Annotated in this window: 14 protein-coding genes; 11 read left to right on the plus strand and 3 right to left on the minus strand. The window is 72.9% G+C overall.

All coding sequences use genetic code 11. The features are described 5' to 3' along the window. Window positions 1–180: 180 nt before the first annotated feature. From AMK18_RS16555 to AMK18_RS16575, 5 genes are read left to right on the plus strand one after another with little or no spacing between them, the layout of a single operon-like run. The gene (locus AMK18_RS16555) at window positions 181–1,143 is read left to right on the plus strand and encodes an ABC transporter ATP-binding protein (RefSeq protein ID WP_073863737.1); all 963 of its coding nucleotides are present in this window, start codon (window positions 181–183) and stop codon (window positions 1,141–1,143) included. Beyond that, complete coding sequence (locus tag AMK18_RS16560; protein WP_018103432.1) at window positions 1,143–1,862, plus strand: ABC transporter permease; 720 nt, start codon at window positions 1,143–1,145, stop codon at window positions 1,860–1,862. Before AMK18_RS16555 ends, AMK18_RS16560 begins: the two co-directional genes overlap by 1 nt. A 53-nt stretch (window positions 1,863–1,915) precedes the next feature. After that, on the plus strand, window positions 1,916–3,124 hold the full coding sequence (locus tag AMK18_RS16565) for a sensor histidine kinase (protein WP_018103431.1): 1,209 nt from the start codon (window positions 1,916–1,918) through the stop codon (window positions 3,122–3,124). Window positions 3,125–3,129: 5 nt separating this feature from the next. Further along, window positions 3,130–3,762, plus strand: coding sequence for a response regulator transcription factor (locus AMK18_RS16570; protein WP_037786093.1), 633 nt, complete (start codon window positions 3,130–3,132; stop codon window positions 3,760–3,762). Between the two features lie 51 nt (window positions 3,763–3,813). After that, window positions 3,814–5,256, plus strand: coding sequence for a glycosyltransferase family 39 protein (locus AMK18_RS16575; protein WP_073863379.1), 1,443 nt, complete (start codon window positions 3,814–3,816; stop codon window positions 5,254–5,256). Here AMK18_RS16575 and AMK18_RS16580 read toward each other — a convergent pair. After that, entirely contained in the window at window positions 5,195–6,682 is a 1,488-nt protein-coding gene (locus tag AMK18_RS16580) for an MFS transporter (protein WP_198957021.1), read from the minus strand. The two genes, AMK18_RS16575 and AMK18_RS16580, sit on opposite strands and share 62 nt — an antisense overlap. Before the next feature lie 271 nt (window positions 6,683–6,953). On the opposite strand from AMK18_RS16580, the gene AMK18_RS16585 reads away from it, so the two are divergent. Then, window positions 6,954–8,759 (plus strand): MFS transporter, encoded by a 1,806-nt coding sequence (locus AMK18_RS16585; protein ID WP_073863380.1) that lies wholly within the window; start codon window positions 6,954–6,956, stop codon window positions 8,757–8,759. Here the strand turns inward: AMK18_RS16585 and pepE are convergent. After that, complete coding sequence (gene pepE, locus AMK18_RS16590; protein WP_073863381.1) at window positions 8,722–9,450, minus strand: dipeptidase PepE; 729 nt, start codon at window positions 9,448–9,450, stop codon at window positions 8,722–8,724. The genes AMK18_RS16585 and pepE overlap by 38 nt on opposite strands. A gap of 25 nt (window positions 9,451–9,475) precedes the next feature. Continuing rightward, window positions 9,476–10,309, minus strand: a complete 834-nt coding sequence (locus AMK18_RS16595; RefSeq protein WP_020207436.1) for an IclR family transcriptional regulator — start codon at window positions 10,307–10,309, stop codon at window positions 9,476–9,478. 148 nt (window positions 10,310–10,457) lie between these two features. On the opposite strand from AMK18_RS16595, the gene AMK18_RS16600 reads away from it, so the two are divergent. The 5 genes from AMK18_RS16600 (at window position 10,458) to AMK18_RS16620 (ending at window position 15,888) form a co-directional block, all read left to right on the plus strand. Beyond that, complete coding sequence (locus tag AMK18_RS16600) at window positions 10,458–11,411, plus strand: DUF1177 domain-containing protein (RefSeq protein WP_073863382.1); 954 nt, start codon at window positions 10,458–10,460, stop codon at window positions 11,409–11,411. Next, window positions 11,411–12,802, plus strand: coding sequence for a cytosine permease (locus AMK18_RS16605; RefSeq protein WP_073863383.1), 1,392 nt, complete (start codon window positions 11,411–11,413; stop codon window positions 12,800–12,802). The genes AMK18_RS16600 and AMK18_RS16605 overlap by 1 nt, the downstream gene beginning before the upstream one ends. Further along, window positions 12,799–14,124, plus strand: coding sequence for a M20/M25/M40 family metallo-hydrolase (locus tag AMK18_RS16610; RefSeq protein WP_073863384.1), 1,326 nt, complete (start codon window positions 12,799–12,801; stop codon window positions 14,122–14,124). Before AMK18_RS16605 ends, AMK18_RS16610 begins: the two co-directional genes overlap by 4 nt. Before the next feature lie 100 nt (window positions 14,125–14,224). Next, the gene (locus tag AMK18_RS16615) at window positions 14,225–14,869 is read left to right on the plus strand and encodes a class I SAM-dependent methyltransferase (RefSeq protein WP_018103421.1); all 645 of its coding nucleotides are present in this window, start codon (window positions 14,225–14,227) and stop codon (window positions 14,867–14,869) included. A gap of 83 nt (window positions 14,870–14,952) precedes the next feature. Next, window positions 14,953–15,888, plus strand: coding sequence for an N-acetylmuramoyl-L-alanine amidase (locus AMK18_RS16620; RefSeq protein WP_073863385.1), 936 nt, complete (start codon window positions 14,953–14,955; stop codon window positions 15,886–15,888). Window positions 15,889–15,937: the final 49 nt, after the last annotated feature.

The following is a 15,937-nucleotide window of genomic DNA, read 5'->3' on the forward strand; positions in this document are numbered from 1 at the left end:
GTGCCCCGGCGCCCGGGCGCCGGGGCACCGCTCTGTCCGCCCAGGAAACGAGCGGAGGCGGACTCTCCGCGTCCGCGATGACAAATGTCATGGCGGACCGAGTACATACACCTCTGCCGCCGCATGCTCACGCTGCGTAACGTCGTAGACATGACGCAGACAAGGGACGACGAGGCCGCGGTGGTCTTCACCGGGGCGGTGAAGACGTTCGGGCGGGCCGGACGGAGCGTACGGGCCGTCGACGGGGTGGACGTGCGGATCGGGCGCGGCGAGACCGTGGCCCTGCTGGGGCGCAACGGGGCGGGGAAGTCCACCGCCATCTCGCTGCTGCTCGGGCTGAACGAGCCGGACGAGGGGGCCGTGCGGGTCCTGGGCCGCTCCCCCGAGCAGGCGGTGCGGGCCGGGCTGGTCGGCGCCATGCTCCAGGAGGGGCGGCCGATACCCAGGGTGACCGTGCGCGAGCTGGTCGCCTTCGTCGCCTCGACCTACCCGCGTCCGCTGCCGGTCGCCGAGGCGCTGGCCCTGGCGGGCGTGACGGAGTACGCGGACCGGCGCATCGACAAGCTCTCGGGCGGCCAGACCCAGCGGGTGCGGTTCGCCGTGGCGTTGGCAGGGAATCCCGAGCTGATCGTGCTGGACGAGCCGACCGCCGCGCTGGACGTGGAGGGGCGGCGCGCGTTCTGGGAGTCGATGCGGGGCTACGCCCGGCGCGGCAACACCGTGCTCTTCTCCACGCACTATCTGGAGGAGGCCGACGAGAACGCGGACCGGATCGTCGTCATCGACCGGGGCCGGGTCGTCGCGGACGGCAGCGGCGAGGCGATCAAGGACGCGGCCGGGCACAGCCAGGTCTCCTTCGACCTCGCCGGCGGCTCCACGGAGGGTCTGGACCGGCTGCCCGGTGTCGTCACCGTCGAGGTGACCGGCGACCGCGCCCTGCTGCGCACCGACGACTCGGACGCGACGGTCGTGGAGCTGGCCCGCCTCGGTCTGATCCGCGGCCTCCAGGTCTCCCGGGCCACGCTGGAGACCGCCTTCCTGGCGCTCACCGCGCCCGGGGAACCCGCACCGGAGGACACCACCCCGCTCGGGGACACCGCTCGCGCGAGGACCGCGCCCCGCACCGAGAAGGAGACCGTCTGATGTTCCGTTACATCCTGCTCGAAATGCGCCGGACCCTGCGTGACGCCGGATTCCTGATCTTCGGCACGGGCATGCCGGTGATGATGTATCTGATCTTCACCAACATCGGTGACGACAGCGCCGACGGCTGGAAGACCGCGTCCATGGTCGGCATGGCCGCCTACGGCGCGCTCGGCTCCGCGATGTCGATCGGTACGGGCGTCGCCTCCGACAAGTCCCTCGGCTGGCTCCAGCAGTTGAGGGTCACCCCGCTCGCCCCGTCGCACGCGGTGGTGGGCCGGGCGGTCAGCGGGTCGGTGACCGTGCTGCCGGTGATCCTGACCGTGCTGCTGGCGGGCGGGCTGCTCAACGGGGTGCGGATGGCGGCCTGGCAGTGGGTGGTCCTGGTGCTGCTGCTGTGGATCGGCGCGCTGCCCTTCACCCTGCTCGGCCTGGGCAACGGCTACCGGCTGACCCCGCAGGGCACCGGCGTCGTCAACGTCGCCTGCCTGATGGGCTTCGGGGTCGTCGGCGGGCTGTGGTTCCCGCTGGAGATGCTGCCCGAGTGGCTGCGCTCGGTCGGCCGGTTCACCCCGGCCAACCGCTTCGCGGACCTGGGCTGGGCGACGACCGACGGGCACGCGCCGGGCGCCATGACCATAGGCGTGCTCGCCGCGTGGCTCCTGCTGTTCGGCGTGTACGCGGTGATCTCGTACCGTCGGTCCGCCAGGACCGTGTGACAGGAGTGGACATGCCGGGGACCGGACGACCATCGTTCAGGGAGCGCCGCCGGATGCGGAAGGAGAACCGCAGGCCGGGGCCGCCCTCGCCGTACGCCCTGCTGCCGTGGCTGCTGATGGGTCTGGGCGCCTTCTCCAACCTCTTCCAGGGCGAGACCCCCACCCCGTGGATCGCCGGAGCCGGTCTGCTGGCCTTCAACTCGCTGTACATCTCGGTGGTGTTCCGGGGCTTCAGCAAGGAGAAGCGCGAGAGCCCGGTGACGTACGTCCTGCTGGGCGCGCTGGCCGCGGTCACCTTCGCCCTGGCCATCGGTTACGGGGGCAGCTGGCTGCTGTTCTTCCCGCTGCTCTCGCTGGCCGCCGGCACCGTGCTGCGCCACCGGCTGCTGGCGGTCGGGCTGCTCGGGCTCGCGGTCGCCGCGTGCGCGGTCGCGGTCTGGCGCGACGACAGCGCCTCGCCGCCGTGGACGCTGGGGTACGGGACGTTCATCTCCGGGGCCGTGACGTCGGCGATCCTCCGGCTGGCGGAGACCGTGACGGAGCTGCGGGCCACCCGGCAGGAGCTGGCCCGGGCCGCCGTCGAGCAGGAGCGGCTGCGGTTCTCGCGGGATCTGCACGACCTGCTGGGCCACACGCTCTCGGTCATCGTGGTGAAGTCGGAGGCCGCGCGCCGGCTCGCCCCGCGCGACGTGGACGCGGCGCTGTCCCAGGTCGCCGACATCGAGTCCGTAGGGCGGCAGGCGCTCACCGAGATCCGCGAGGCCGTCACCGGTTACCGCGAGGGCAGCCTCGCGACCGAGCTGGACCGGGCCAGATCCGCGCTGACCGCCGCCTCGGTCGAACCGGTCGTCCGGCGCTCCGGGCCGCCGCTCTCCCCGCAGACCGAGGCGCTGCTGGGCTGGGTGGTGCGGGAGGCCGTCACCAACGTGGTGCGGCACTCGACGGCGACGCGCTGCGTGTTCGAGGTCAGCGGGACCGGCGAGAAGGTCCGGCTCACGGTGACCGACGACGGCCGGGGCAGGCCCGAGGGCCCCGCGCCCACCCCGGGCATCGGCGGCACCGGTCTGAAGGGGCTCACCGAACGGCTCGCCGCGGCGGGCGGCTCGCTGGTGGCGGGCCCCGGCCCGGACGGCGGCTTCGTGGTGACCGCCGAGCTCCCGGTGGACGCGGGCGGCGAGGACGACGGCGGGGCCGACGCGACGCCGACGCCGACGCCCGGAGCCGGGGACGATCCGGCCTGCTCGCCTACCCTGGGCCGGTGAACGAGATGCCTCAGGAGCACCCCCCGGCCAAGTCCGTCCGTGTCCTGCTCGCCGAGGACCAGGGGATGATGCGCGGCGCGCTCGCCCTGCTGCTCGGGCTCGAACCGGACATCGAAGTGGTGGCCCAGGTCGGCGCGGGCGACGAGATCGTGGCGGCCGCGCTGGCCTCCCGGCCGGACGTGGCGCTGCTGGACATCGAACTGCCGGGGCGCAGCGGTCTGGACGCGGCGGCCGACCTGCGCGAGGAGGTCCCGGACTGCCGGGTGCTGATCCTCACCACCTTCGGCCGGCCCGGCTATCTGCGCCGGGCGATGGAGGCGGGGGCTGCGGGCTTCCTGGTGAAGGACGGCCCGGTCGAGGATCTGGCCGAGGCGATCCGCCGGGTGCTCGCCGGGGAGACGGTGGTCGATCCGGCGCTGGCGGCGGCCGCGCTCAGCTCGGGGGCGAGTCCGCTCACCGCGCGGGAGCGGGACGCGCTGGTCGCGTCGGCGGACGGGGCGACGGTCGCCGACATCGCCGCCAAGCTGCATCTGTCAGAATCGACGGTCCGTAACTACCTGTCGTCGGCGATCGGCAAGACGGGCACGCGCAACCGCATGGAGGCGGTCCGCGCGGCCCGGCAGCAGGGCTGGCTCTGACCGCCTCCGCACCTTGTCCTTACCGTCACCACCCGGGGGCCCGTCCGCTTCATGTCATCTCGAATATCCGTGCGCCTGCGCGCTGTTCCGCTCTGGCTCGTGCCGGCGCTCTGGACCCTGGGCCTCGGCCTGTGGGGGCTCTCGCGGCAGGGCAGCCTGTGGCGGGACGAGGCGGCGACCTGGCAGGTGGCGCTGCGGTCCGCCGCCGGGATACGGGCCATGCTGGGCCATGTCGACGCGGTCCACGGGCTCTACTACCTGCTGATGCACGGACTCTTCGACTGGTTCGGGCCGACGACCACGACGCTGCGGCTGCCCTCCGTGCTGGCGATGGCGGTGGCGGCGGCCTGTGTGACGGTCATCGGGGAGCGGCTGGCCGGGCGGTGGGCGGGCCTGGGCGGCGGGATGGCGCTCGGTCTGCTGCCGGCCGTGCAGTTCTACTTCCAGGAGGGCCGCCCGTACGCGCTGGTCGCGGCGGGCGCCGGGGTCTCGACGCTGCTCCTGGTGACGCTGCTCGGCGGGCGCGACCGCTGGGGGCGCTGGGCGGCGTACGCCGGGACGGTGCTGGTCTGCGCGCTGCTGAACTGGTTCTCGCTGCTGATCCTGCCCGCGCACGCGGCGACGCTGGCGTGGAGCGGGGCCGGTCGCCGGCTGTGGGCGCGCTGGACGGCGGCCTCGGCGGCGGCCGTCGCGGGGGCGCTGCCGCTGATCCTGTTCACGTCGGGCCAGTCCAAACAGGTGTCCTGGATACCGCCGCTGACCTGGCACATGATGATCGGCCCCGCGGTGCTGCTGGCGGTCGGCGGTCTCGGGGCCCTGGTGGAGCGGCCGGGCGGGCGCCGGCTGTCGGTGGCCTCGGTGGGGCTGCCGCTGCTGGCGGTCCCTCAGCTCGGTCTGGCCGCCGCCTCGCTGGAGAAGCCGCTCTTCCTGGACCGCTACATCCTCTTCAGCCTGCTCGGCCTGGCGTTGCTGATCGGCTCCCTGCTGGGCGCGGCGGTACGGGTCGTGGCGCCCCGGTTCCCGGCGGCGGCGCGGTGGCTCGTACCGGTGCTGCTGGCCTGCGCGGTGGCGGCGCTGCTGCCGCAGTCGCTGGCCAAGCGGTCGCCGTCGAGCCGGGTGGACGACGTGCTGGCCATGACGGCGGACGTGCGCCGGATGAAGGAGCCGGGCACCGCGGTGGTGTTCCTGCCCGGCGCCCGGCGCGACGCGGCGCTGGTCTCGCCCGAGGCGTTCAGCGGTCTGCGGGACATAGCGCTGGCCCGCGGCCCCCGCGCGTCCGGGACGCTGAACGGGGTGGAGGCGGCACCGTCCCGGATACGGGACGCGATGCTCGCCCAGCCCCGGATACTGCTGGTCACGGACGCGCCGGAAGCGGCGCGTCCGGAGAACGGGCCGCGGGAGAAGGCGAAGGCGGCCGTCCTGAGGGACTACTTCACCGTGATCGAGGACGAGCGGGTACGGGGGCGTCGGGTGACGCTGTACGAACGGAAGTGAGGCGTTCCGGCCGGTGGCGCGGGAGCCACAGCAGCATCAGCAGCAGGCCGCCGAGCAGGACGGTGCCCGCCGTGCGGAAGGCCAGCGCGTAGCCGGCGGTGAGGGCGGCCGGGTCGGCCCCGCCCCCGGTGCGGGCGGCGGCGACCGTGGAGAGCACGGCGAGCCCGAGGGCACCGCCCATGGTGCGCGAGGTGTTGACGAGCCCCGAGACGAGCCCGGCCTCCCCCGGCGCGGCGCCCGACGTGGCCAGCGAGGCGAGCGGGGTCGAGGCGAGCCCGGCACCGGCCATCATGAGGACGCCGGGCAGGCAGACCGCGGTGAGGTAGGAGCCGTGCACGGTCATCGTGGACTGCCAGCCGAAACCGGCCGCGGTGACGGTGGTACCGATCAGCGCGAGGTTCTTCGCGCCGACGCGGGCCATCAGCCGGGGCGCGCTCTTGGAGCCGATGACCACGGCCAGCGAGGTCGGTATCAGGGCGAGCCCGGCCTCCAACGCGCTGTAGCCCAGTACGTTCTGCGCGTACACCGTCATGAAGTACCACATGGAGAACGTGGCCGAGCCGATGACGAGCATCGCCACGTTCGCCGAGGCCACCGCCCGCGACCCCAGCACCCGCAAGGGCATCAGGGGCTTCGCCGTCCGCGTCTCCACGAGGGCGAACAGGGCGAGCAGCACGGGTCCGCCGAGCAGCGGCACCAGGGTCGCGGCGGCGGTCCACCCCGCCTCCTCGGTCTGCACGATGCCGTACGCCGTGGAGGCGAGGCCGGCCGTGACGAGGACGGCGCCCAGCAGGTCGACGCGGCTGCGCCCGCCGCTGCGCCCCTCGGCGAGCCAGAGGGCGGCGCCGGTCAGCACGAGCACCCCGATGGGCACGTTGATCAGGAGCACCCAGCGCCAGGACAGCGCGTCGGTCAGCACGCCGCCGACGAGTCCGCCGGCCGCGCCGCCGCCCGCCCCGACCGCCATCCAGGTGCCGATGGCCTTGGCGCGGGCGGGGCCCTCCGGGACGGCGGCGGTGAGCAGGGTGAGGGTGGCGGGGGCGAGGACGGCGGCGCCGAGGCCCTGCGCGGCGCGGGCGGCGAGCAGCTGCCAGCCCTCCTGGGCGAGCCCGCCGGCCAGCGAGGCGGCGGTGAACAGGCCGAGGCCGACGAGGAACATCCGCTTGCGGCCGTACAGGTCGGCGGCGCGCCCGCCGAGCAGCATGAACCCGGCGAAGGCGATCGAGTACGCGTTGAGCACCCATTGAAGTCCGGTGGAGCTCAGCCCGAGGTCCGCGCGCATCGACGGGAGGGCGACGTTGACGACGGACACGTCGAGCACCACGAGGAACTGCCCGACGCAGGCGGCGAGGATCACCGCCCAGGTGCGGACGGAGTTCCGGTCGGTGGGCGCTGCGAGCAGGGGGACGTCGGCCATGGGCGTCATACTCGCAGCCCCGCTGTGCCCCGTACATCGGTTTCAGGTCGTCCCGCGTCTCGGTCCAGCGTCGTAGGACCGGCGCCCGGATCGACGCGGCGTCAGGCCCCTGGTCACGCGCCCCGCGCGCGGCCGGACCGGATTCGCACCCCGCGCCCCGGAATACGCCGTAGCCGAGGAAGGTTCACCCTGCACAGACTTGGCGGTCGGTGCTGACCGCAGCACCGGCCGTAACCGTACGCCCGTCCCCCTTTCCCACCGCCGCCCGGAGGCCGCACGCATGCCACAGACGACGCACGAACAGCCCGGCGCGGAGCTTCCCGATCCGCGCGCGAAGGCGGGCCGGGGGATCGTCCCCGTGCTCGCCTTCGCGGGTATCACCGTCGCCGTGATGCAGACCCTGCTCGTCCCCGTCATCAAGGATCTGCCCGCCCTTCTGCACACCGCCCCCTCCAACGCGACCTGGGTGATGACCGCCACCCTGCTCGCCGGAGCCGTCTCCACCCCGATCATGGGGCGGCTCGGAGACCTGTACGGCAAGCGCGGGATGCTGCTCGCCAGCCTCGCCGTGATGGTGGTCGGCTCCCTGATATGCGCCTTCACCGACGACCTCGTCGTCATGATCGTGGGCCGCGCCCTCCAGGGCTTCGCGATGGGCGCGATCCCGCTGGGCATCGGCATCATGCGCGACGAGCTGCCGCGCGAGAAGCTCGGTTCGGCGATGGCGCTGATGAGTTCGTCCATCGGGGTGGGCGGCGGACTCGCGCTGCCGGCCGCCGCGCTCGTCGCCCAGCACACCGACTGGCACGCCCTCTTCTTCGGCTCGGCCGGGCTCGGCGTGCTGGCCATGGCGCTGACCGTGTTCGCGGTGCCCGAGACGAAGCTGCGCGCCCCCGGCCGGTTCGACACCGTCGGCGCGCTCGGTCTCTCGCTGGGCCTGGTGCTCCTGCTGCTGCCGATCACCAAGGGCAGTGACTGGGGCTGGGGTTCGCCCACCACGCTCGGCCTGATCGCCGCCTCGCTCGTCGTGCTGCTGCTGTGGGGCCTGTTCGAGCTGCGCAGTGACGCCCCGCTGGTCGATCTGCGGACCACGGCCCGCCGCGAGGTGCTGCTCACCAACCTGACCTCGATCATGGTCGGCGTCGCCTTCTACGCCGTCTCGCTGGTCCTGCCCCAGCTGCTCCAGCTGCCCGCCGCCACCGGCTACGGCCTCGGCCAGTCGATGGTGGTCGCCGGGCTGTGCGTGGCCCCGCTCGGCCTGACGATGATGTTCGTCGCCCCGCTGTACGCGCGGATCTCGGCCCGCAGGGGCCCGAAGGTCTCGCTGATGCTCGGGATGCTGGTCATCGCCATCGGTTACGGGGCCGGGCTCGGCCTGATGAGCGCCGCCTGGCAGACGGTGATCATCGCCGTCCTCCTCGGCGCGGGCATCGGGCTCGCCTACTCCTCGCTGCCCGCCCTGATCATCGGCGCCGTCGACCCCTCGGAGACCGGCGCGGCCAACGGCCTCAACACCCTGATGCGCTCCATCGGCACCTCGGTGTCCAGCGCGGTGATCGGCATGGTCCTGGCCCACACCTCGACCCGGATGGGCCCGGTCGCGGTGCCCACGATGAAGGGCTTCCGGATCTCGTTCCTCATCGCGACGGGCGCCGTGGTCGCCGGTCTCGTCCTGGCCTCGTTCCTGCCGTCCCGGCGCACGGCCACCGCGCCGGTCCTGCTGGCGAGCAGCGAGGGCGACGAGGCGGTCCGGCGCGCCGCCGAGGACGCCGAACCGCTCCCCCTCACGGCCCCGGAGGGCTTCCGCGGCCGGGTGCTGGACGCGGACGGGGCGCCGGTCGCCGGGGCCAATGTGACCCTGATCGACCGGCAGGGCCGCCAGGCGGGGCTGACCACCACGGACACCCGGGGCCGCTGGGCGCTGGCGGCCCCGGAGGCCGGCACGTTCGTCCTGGCGGCGTCGGCCACCGGCCACGCACCGCGCGCCTGCCCGGCCGCCTGCCCGGCGGACGGCGGACCGGTGGACACCGACCTCGTCCTCGCGGGGGTCAGCGCACCGGAGCGTCGAACCGCGGTTCCGTCCTGAGCAGCGAGGACACGTCCGTCCCGGCCGCCAGCTCCCGGGGCCCGGCGCCCCGCGTGAACAGGCGGGCGGGGCGGGCGCCCTCGACGCGGGCCTCCTCGTCCTCGACGCGGAGCCAGGAGCCCTCGCGCAGGCCGAGGACGGGGACGTCGTTCTCCTCCAGGAATTCGGTGAGCCGTTCCTCGCGGGTCTCGCCCTTGTGGGTGCTGGCGGGGTCCGGGTCCAGGTAGTGCGGGTTGATCTGGAACGGCACGAGGCCCAGGGCCGCGAAGGACGGCGGCTGCACGATGGGCATGTCGTTGGTGGTGCGCAGGGTGGGCGCCGCCATGTTGGTCCCGGCGCTGGCGCCCATGTACGGCAGCCCGGCGCGCACGGCGTCCGCGACGGCCTCGCGCAGCCCGGTCCGGTACAGCGCGCCGAGCAGCCGGAAGGAGTTGCCGCCGCCGATGAACACGGCGTCGGCGTCCTTCAGCGCGGCGACCGGGTCCGCGTGCTCGTGGACGCCGTGGACGGCGATCCCGGCCGGTTCCAGGGCGCCGCGGACGCGCGCGGTGTACGTGTCGTGGTCGGCGAGCGCGTACGGCACGAAGGCGAGGCGGGCGCGGGCGGGCAGGAACGCGGTGACCGTGTCCAGGGCGTGTTCCAGGTAGCCGCGGCCGTACTGGGTGGAGTTGGAGAGCAGGAGCAGGTGCACGGGGTTCCTCTCGGGGTGGGTCGGATCAGGCGGACGGGGTGCGGCGGGCCCGGGGCTTCGGGCGCTGCGGCGGGTGGGTGAGGCGCTTCTCCAGGAGCGCGGCGGCGTTGCGCAGCGCGTCGAGGCGGTTCTCCGGCGCGCCCTCGAACCGCTCCTCGGCGCCGCCGAGGCTGAGGCTCCCGTACGGTTCGCGGCCCAGGAAGACGGGGACGGCGAGGGTCGCGATGCCGGTGTCGTACTCGCCGACGGTCCACGCGTACCCCTGGGCCCGGACCTGGAGGAGCTGCTGTTCCAGCACGTCCGGGTCGGTGACGGTGCGGTCGGTGAAGCGGGCCATCGGGCGGCCCCGGAAGAGCCGGTGGCGCTGCTCGTCGGGCAGGTAGGCGTAGAAGGATTTGCTGGTCGCCCCGGCGTGGGCCGGGTAGAGCTCGCCGACCAGCGGGTAGTAGCGCAGCGGCCCCGCCTCGCCCTCCTCGGCGGCGACGCACCGCATGTGGAAGCTGTCGGGCAGGCAGAAGAGCACGGTGTCGCCGGTGACCCGGCGCAGCTCCTCCAGGACCGGTCCGGCCAGCAGTTCCAGTGATCCCGAGCGCTCCCAGAGGCGGCCGAGCCGCAGCACGGCGGGGCCGATGCGGTAGCGCCGGGTGGCGGGGTCGGAGACCAGGAAGCCGCGCCCCGCGAGCGTGGCGAGGAGCCGCTGGGCGACCGAGGTGTCCCAGCCGAACTCGGCCGCGACCTCGGTCACCCCCCAGTCGGGCCGGGTCCGCTCGAACGCGAGCAGCACGAGCAGCGCGCGGTCGACGGTCTGGAGGGCTCCGGCGGGGGTGCGCCGGTCGACTTCGAACTCCGCCATGGCCATCTCACCATTCAGACGTGAATTGCAGATAACGGGAAATCATTGCGCTCAACGCTATCCGATCCCGAATCTGCTCTCAGCACCCCGTCCGGAACCGCGGCTCCCTGGCCGGTTCCGGACGGGTGTGACGGATGCGCGAGAAAGGCCCCCCATGTTGAAGTACGTACTGGACCTCGTCGAGCTGCTCGACGATCCCCAGGCCAATGGCAAGACGGCCGTCGAGTACCTGGACGCCGCGGCGGGGGCCGAGGGCTCGTCCGCACAGGTCACCACGGTCGCCGGTGAGCGGGGCTCGACGGACTTCGTGTCGGTCCGCATCCCCGGCTCCCGGGGCCGTACGGCCGGGGGCGACGCCCGCACCCTGGGCGTCGTCGGCCGGCTCGGCGGGATCGGCGCCCGGCCCGAGGTGACCGGTCTGGTCTCCGACGCCGACGGCGCGATCTCGGCGCTGGCCGCCGCCGCCAAGCTGCTCGACATGCGCCGCCGGGGCGATGTGCTGCCCGGCGACGTGATCATCGCCACCCACATCTGCCCGGACGCGCCGACCGAACCGCACGACCCGGTGCCGTTCATGGGCTCGCCGGTGGACATCGCCACGATGAACCGCCACGAGGTGACCGGCGAGATGGAGGCCGTGCTCTCCATCGACACCACCAAGGGCAACCGCATCATCAACCACAAGGGCCTCGCCCTGTCGCCCACCGTCAAGGAGGGCTGGGTGCTCCGCGTGAACGAGCAGCTGGGGGAGCTGCTGGCCGTGGTGACCGGTGAGCCGTTGGTCACGTACCCGGTGACCACCCAGGACATCACCCCGTACGGTAATGGGGCACACCACATCAATTCGATCCTCCAGCCCTCCACCGCGACGGCGGCCCCCGTGATCGGCCTCGCCATCACCTCGGCCGCGGCGGTGCCGGGCTGCGGGACGGGCGCGAGTCACGAGAGCGACATCGCGTCCGCCGCCCGCTATGCCGTCGAGGTCGCCAAGGCGTACGGCGACGGCCGGCTGGACTTCCACGACGCGGTGGAGTTCGACAACCTCGTCAGCCGCTACGGCTCGCTGACCCACCTGCAGACCTTCGGCCGTACCCCCCAGGAGTCCTGATGGCAGCCGCCCCGCAGTCCGGTGCCGTGGCGCCCGCGCCCAAGAGCATCGGCAGCGACGACTACGCGCTGTCGCGCGTCCCGCGCGACAAGCGGTTCGGCTTCTGGTCGATGCTCCTCCAGTGGCTGGCCCAGTCCGGTTCGATCTCGCAGTTCACGCTCGGCGCCACCATCGGCGTCGGGATGACCTTCGGCGACGCGTTCCTCGCGTTCACGCTGGGTGCGGTGATCCTGGAGGTGGTGATCTTCGCGATCGGCCTGGCCGGGATGCGCGAGGGCCTGGCGACGCCGATGCTGACCCGCTGGGTCGGCTTCGGGCGCAACGGCTCGGCGCTGGTCAGCTTCGTGATCGCGGTCAGCCTGGTCGGCTGGTTCGGCGTCCAGAACAAGATCTTCGGTGACAGCGTCTCGGCGCTGGTCGGCGGTCCGTCCTGGATGTGGTGCGTGCTCGCGGGCATCGCCATCACGGCCCTGGTGATCTTCGGCTTCAAGTACATGGCGAACTTCGCCAAGGTCGTCACGCCGCTGTTCTTCGCCATGGTCGCCTTCTCCGTGATCCGGACCCTGAACGACCACTCGTTCAGCGACCTGGTCCACTCGCCGCCGCCGGGCGACACCATCCCGCTGGCCGTCGCCGCCACCGCCATCGCGGGCGGCTACATGACGGGCGCGATCGTCTCCCCCGAGATGACCCGCTACAACCGCAAGGGCTCGCACGTCTTCCTGCAGAGCGCCTCGTCCATGATCCTCTCCGAGTACATCGTCGGTCTGACCGGTGTGCTCCTGGGCCACCTGGTCAAGAGCAACGAGGTCTCGCACATCGTGCTCTCCACCTCCGGCGCCTTCGGTGTGCTCGTCGTCCTGATGTCCACGGCGAAGATCAACGACTGGAACCTGTACGGCTCCTCGCTCGGCGTCGTCAACTTCTTCCAGGTCGTCTTCAACAAGCGCGTGCACCGCGGCGCGGTCACCATCGTCCTGGGCATCGCGGGCACGGTCCTGTCGGCCGTCGGGATCATGAGCCACTTCACGGAGTTCCTGACGATCCTCGGCGTCGCCATCCCGCCGATCGGCGGCATCATCGTGGCCGAGTACTGGGTCGTCAAGCGGATGCGCAAGCCGCTGGACGAGACCCGGGAGGCCCAGACCCTGCCGGCGCACTCGCCGACCTGGGTGCCGATGTCGATCGCGATCTGGATCGCCGCGTTCTGCGTCGGCAAGTTCTACGACGGCGGCATCCCGGCCCTGAACTCGCTGGCCACCGCCTTCGTCCTGTACAGCGCCCTGGGCCTGCTGGGCTGGATCAAGCCCTACGGCACCTCCGTTCTCGCCGACGAGCAGGACGGCCCGGCCCCGGCCGCCCGCACCACCACCCCTGTGGGAGCAGCATGAGCACCGCACCCGGCACCGCCCTGGTCCCGGCCTCCGACGAGGCCCAGGACGAGGTCATCTCCCTCTGCGCCGAGCTGATCAGGTTCGACACCTCCAACCCGACGAGCACCGAGCGCGCGAGCGCCGAGTGGGTCGTGGCCCGCCTGGCCGAGGTGGGCATCGGCTCCGAGCTGGTGGAGTCGGCGCCCGGCCGCGCCAGCGTCATCGCCCGGATCCCCGGCCGCGACCGGGACCGCGGCGCCCTGCTGGTCCACGGCCACCTGGACGTGGTCCCGGCGGACGCCTCCGAGTGGCAGGTGCCGCCCTTCTCCGGCGAGATCCGCGACGGCTACCTCTGGGGCCGGGGCGCGATCGACATGAAGGACACCGTCGCGGTGATGCTGGCCACCGCCCGGCACTTCGCCCGCACCGGCACGGCCCCCTCGCGCGACCTGGTCCTCGCCTTCCTCGCGGACGAGGAGGCGGGCGGCAAGTTCGGCGCGCACTGGCTGGTCGAGCACCGCCCGGAGCTGTTCGCCGGGGTCACCGAGGCGATCGGCGAGGGCGGCGGGTTCTCCTTCGCGATCGACGACACCCGGCGGCTGTACCCCATCGAGAACGCCCAGCGCGGCATGGCCTGGATGGAGCTGACCGCCACCGGCCGGGCCGGGCACGGCTCCTCCCCCAACGACGAGAACGCGGTCACCGACCTCGCGGAGTCGCTGACCCGGATCGGCCGCGAGACCTTCCCGGTCCGCCTCATCGAGCCGGTCCGCGCGCTGCTCGAAGAGGCCGCCCGGCTCTACGGCGTCGCGTTCGACGAGGACGACATCGAGGGCAGCCTGGCCCGGCTGGGCCCGGTCGCCGACTTCATGCAGGTGGTGCTGCGCAACTCGGCGAACCCGACGATGTTCAGCGCCGGCTACCAGACCAACGTGATCCCGGGGAAGGCCACCGCCCGCGTGGACGGCCGCTTCCTGCCGGGCCACGAGCAGGAGCTGATCGACACGATCGACCGGCTGCTGCTGCCCTCGGTCAGCCGGGAGTGGGTCAACCACGACATCGCCATGGAGACCACGTTCGACGGCCCGCTGGTCGACGCGATGTGCGCGGCGGTCCGCGCCGAGGACCCGGACGGCCACCCGGTGCCGTACTGCAACCCCGGCGGCACGGACGCCAAGGCGTTCACGCACCTGGGCATCCGCTGCTTCGGCTTCAAGGGCCTCAAGCTGCCGCACGACCTGGACTACGGCCGCCTCTTCCACGGCGTGGACGAGCGCGTCCCGCTGGAGGGCCTGCGCTTCGGCGTCCGCGTCATGACCCGCCTCTGGCAGAGCTGCTGACCCGAGCCACGCCGGACACCCCTCCGTACGCCCCCGCCGCAGCCAGCGGCGGGGGCGTACGGCACGATGGCGCCCTACCCGTCCCACCAGGAGGAACACCGTGGCCGCCGAGCCCAAGCCCGAGATTCTCGCCGCATTCCAGGCCGCCAAGGGCTTCATGCCGGTGGTCGAGGGGCTCGCGCTGTACGAGGCGGCCACCGAGGCCGCCGCGCTCGGCCTGCCGCTGCTGGAGGTCGGCACCTACTGCGGACGCTCCACGATCCTGATCGCCGACGCGGCGCGGGCGGCCGGTGTCACCGCGCTGACCGTCGACCACCACCGGGGCAGCGAGGAGCAGCAGCCCGGCTGGGAGTACCACGACCCGACCGTGGTGGACCCGGAGGTCGGCCGGATGGACACCCTGCCCACCTTCCGCAGGACGCTGCACGCGGCGGGCCTGGAGGACCACGTGGTGGCGCTCGTGGGGCGCTCGCCGCAGGTGGCGGCGGTCTGGGGCGGTGCGCTGGGCTTCGTCTTCATCGACGGCGGCCACACCGACGAGCACGCGAACGGCGACTACGAGGGCTGGGCCCCGCACGTCGCCGAGGGCGGGCTGCTGGTGATCCACGACGTGTTCCCGGACCCGGCCCACGGCGGCCAGGCCCCGTACCGGGTGTATCTGCGGGCGCTGGAATCGGGCGCGTTCACCGAGGTCTCCGTCACGGACTCGCTGCGCGTGCTGCGCCGCACCGGACCGGGCATCTGACCACAAAGACCCGTATACGGGGCGTTCCCGGCCGGTCCGCGGACGCCCCGGACAGGGCAAGACCCGGCCGCTACCATCGCCGGGTGCGTCACCACGAGAGCCTTCCCCCCACCCCGCGCCGCCCGCTCCGGATCGCCGCCGCCGCTGCCCTGCTGTGCCTGGGCCTGGCCGGCTGCGGCGACGGGGACGGCACCGCGCAGGCCCAGGCCGGGCCGAGCGGCGGTGCGGCCACCACCCCGGCCGCACCGGCCTCGCCGTCACCGGCGCCCACGAAGGCCGCCCCTTCGCCGTCGAAGTCCCCGGCGAAGTCCCCCGCGCACACGACGCCACCGCCCGCTCCCGGCGGGCCGCTGTCCGGCAGGACGGTGGTCATCGACCCCGGGCACAACCCGCGCAACCACCTGCACACCGCCGCGATCAACCGCCAGGTCGACATCGGCACCGGCCACAAGGAGTGCGACACCACCGGGACCGCGACCAACGGGGGTTACGCGGAGGCGGAGTTCACCCTCGACGTGGCGCACCGGCTGCGGGACCTGCTGCGGGCGCAGGGCGCGAAGGTGCTCCTGACGTACGACGGGGACCGGGAGTTCGGGCCGTGCGTGGACGAGCGCGCGCGGATCGGCAACGAGGCGCACGCGGACGCGGTGGTCTCGGTGCACGCGGACGGATCGGCCGTGGGAAACCGGGGCTTCCATGTGATCCTTCCCGCACTCGTGCGCGGCGGGGGCGCCGACACCTCGAAGATCGTTGAGCCTTCACGCGATCTCGGCACCCGTATCGCCGGACTGTTCGTACGCAGTACCGGAAGTTCCCCTTCCAATTACGTGGGCGGCAAAACGGGTTTGGACGTGCGCAAGGATCTCGGCGGACTGAATTTGTCGACCGTGCCCAAAGTCTTCATCGAATGCGGCAATATGCGTGATCCCAAGGACGCCGCCCTGCTCACCAGCCCGGGTTGGCGCCAGAAGGCCGCCCAGGGCATCGCGGACGGCATCAGCAGCTACCTCAAGGGGTAGTCAAGGGGTGATTCTGCGATGAATTCGGGAGGATGTTCCCGCACCAACC

This window comes from Streptomyces sp. CB01249 (genome assembly GCF_001905735.1).
In the GTDB taxonomy this organism is placed as follows: Bacteria; Actinomycetota; Actinomycetes; order Streptomycetales; family Streptomycetaceae; genus Streptomyces.